The sequence below is a fragment of the Kocuria sp. genome (assembly GCF_030536815.1).
In the GTDB taxonomy this organism is placed as follows: Bacteria; Actinomycetota; Actinomycetes; order Actinomycetales; family Micrococcaceae; genus Kocuria; species Kocuria gwangalliensis.
In genome coordinates this window covers 1-2157 of record NZ_JAUNPE010000270.1, presented here as the reverse complement: position 1 = coordinate 2157, position 2157 = coordinate 1, and the positions used below count along the sequence as shown (strand labels likewise).

Here is a 2157-nt window from a genome sequence, read left to right as displayed (position 1 = left end):
GAGCGCCCCCTCGACCTCGAGCGAGGCGGCCAGCAGCACACCCAGCCCGACGACGTCGCCCAATCGCGTTTCGAACCCCGACCACGACACCTTGGACCCTCGCGGTCCATTGCCCGGATCGACCAAGTGGGAGCAGATGACGGAAAACGATCAGTGATTGTGCGCAGGTCCAATGCGCACGGCGTGTGAGACAGCGAACCCGACTAGCGCCGTCAAGCAGGCAGGGATGTGCAATGGGTAGGGCCGCTGATTCCGCGAGGGACTCCACAAGCGAGGCTCCCATCGAGCACCGAACCCACCGCCTGGCCGACGGGCGGGAGGCCGTGTTTTTCAGCGACAGTGGCGTCGCACCCGTGGAGCACGTGGTCGACGACCGCCCGCTGGGCGAGCGCTCCGGTCACGGTCAGGTGCGCTTCGACCGGTTGACGGGGGAGTGGGTCGCGGTGGCCGCACACCGGCAGAGTCGCACGTACCTGCCACCGGCCGATGAGTGTCCGCTGTGCCCGTCAGTGGACGGGCGGGAGTCGGAGATCCCGGTCGAGGACTTCCACGTGGTCGCCTTCGAGAACCGCTTCCCGTCGCTCGGTCCGGAGCTGGGGGAGCTGCCGTCCCCGGAAGGTGCGGCGGGCCGGGAACTGTGGGGAGCGCCGCCGTCCGCCTACGGCCGCTGCGAAGTGCTGGTCTACACGCCCGAGCACGAAGGCTCCTTCGCGTCCCTGCCCTTCGAGCGCGCCCGCACGGTCGTCGAGGCCTGGGCTCAGCGAACCGAGGCGTTGTCCGCCATGCAGGGCATTCGCCACGTGTTCCCGTTCGAGAACCGCGGCGAACAAATCGGCGTGACCCTGCATCATCCGCACGGGCAGATCTACGCCTACCCCTATGCCGCACCGACCGCCGCACGATTGGCCGAGCGCTCGCGGGCCCACCTGGACGCGACCGGCCGGCCCCTCATGGGCGAACTGCTCCGCGATGAAACCGACGCCGGCGACCGCATGGTGCTGACCGGCGACTACTTCTCCGCCTACGTCCCCTACGCGGCGCGATGGCCGTTGGAGGTGCATCTGGTCCCGCATCGGCAGGTCCCGGATCTCGCGGCCCTGACCGGTGACGAACGCGATGAACTGGCCGTGCTCTACCGCGACCTCGCGCGGCGCGTGGACCGGTTGTACTCGACCCCCACGCCGTATATCGCCGCGTGGCATCAGACGCCGGTGTCGAGCGCGGACCGCGAAGCCGGCTGGCTCCACCTCCAGCTGACCAGCCCCCGCCGCGCCGAGGACAAACTGAAATTCCTCGCCGGCTCCGAGGCCGCCATGGGCGCCTTCATCAACGACGTCACCGCGGAACAGACCGCCGAACGCCTGAGGCAGGCCGCGTCATGACCCACCGGCAGCCCGCGCAGATTGACGAGCGCACCCGCGCCGAACGGCTTACCCGTCGATTTACCGAGCTCTACGGCCATCCACCGCACGGCGTCTGGCGTGCCCCGGGTCGGGTGAATCTCATCGGGGAGCATACGGACTACAACAACGGTTTTGTGCTTCCCTTCGCCATCGACCGCGCCGCCATGGTCGCCGTGCGGCTCAAACAGTCAAGCGATTCAGCCGCGCACTCCGCGGACCTGGCCTCCAGCTACGCCCCCGACGGCCGCCTTGCAAAGGTCAGCTTCACCATCGACAGTCTCAGCCCCGGCTCGGTCGACGGCTGGGGCGCCTACCCCGCCGGCGTCGTCCACGTCCTCGCTGGCCTGGATGGCATTGATGTCCCCGGATTCGAAGTGCTCCTCGATTCCACCGTGCCCGTGGGGGCGGGCCTGTCCTCATCCCACGCGGTCGAGGTCGCCATGATCGTCGCCCTCAACGACCTCCTCGGCCTGGGCCTGAGCCACCCGGACCTTGCCCGCCTCACCCGGCGCGCGGAAAACGAATTCGTCGGCGCCCCCACCGGCATCATGGACCAGTCCGCCTCACTCATGGGTCGGGCCGGCGGCGCACTGTTCCTCGACTGCCGTACCCTCGAATCCGAGATCGTGCCGCTACCGCTGACCGAGCGCGGTCTCAGCGTGCTCGTCATCGACACCAAGGTCGCCCACTCCCATGCCCACGGCGGTTACGCCGCCCGCCGCGCCTCGTGCGAACGCGCCGCGGCCACCTTGGG

At 69.1% G+C, this 2157-nt stretch carries 2 protein-coding genes; both read left to right on the top strand.

The window, feature by feature from the left end:
- Positions 1 to 233: 233 nt before the first annotated feature.
- On the top strand, positions 234 to 1382 hold the full coding sequence (gene galT, locus Q4E95_RS13065) for a galactose-1-phosphate uridylyltransferase (protein ID WP_303383713.1): 1149 nt from the start codon (positions 234 to 236) through the stop codon (positions 1380 to 1382).
- On the top strand, positions 1379 to 2157 hold a 779-nt coding region (locus tag Q4E95_RS13060), incomplete at its 3' end, for a galactokinase family protein (protein WP_303383712.1). The genes galT and Q4E95_RS13060, both read left to right, overlap by 4 nt.

Bases quoted from the DNA above. Each gene is read 5' to 3' on its own strand.
- galT (WP_303383713.1), top strand. From the start codon at position 234: ATGGGTAGGGCCGCTGATTCCGCGAGGGACTCCACAAGCGAGGCTCCC.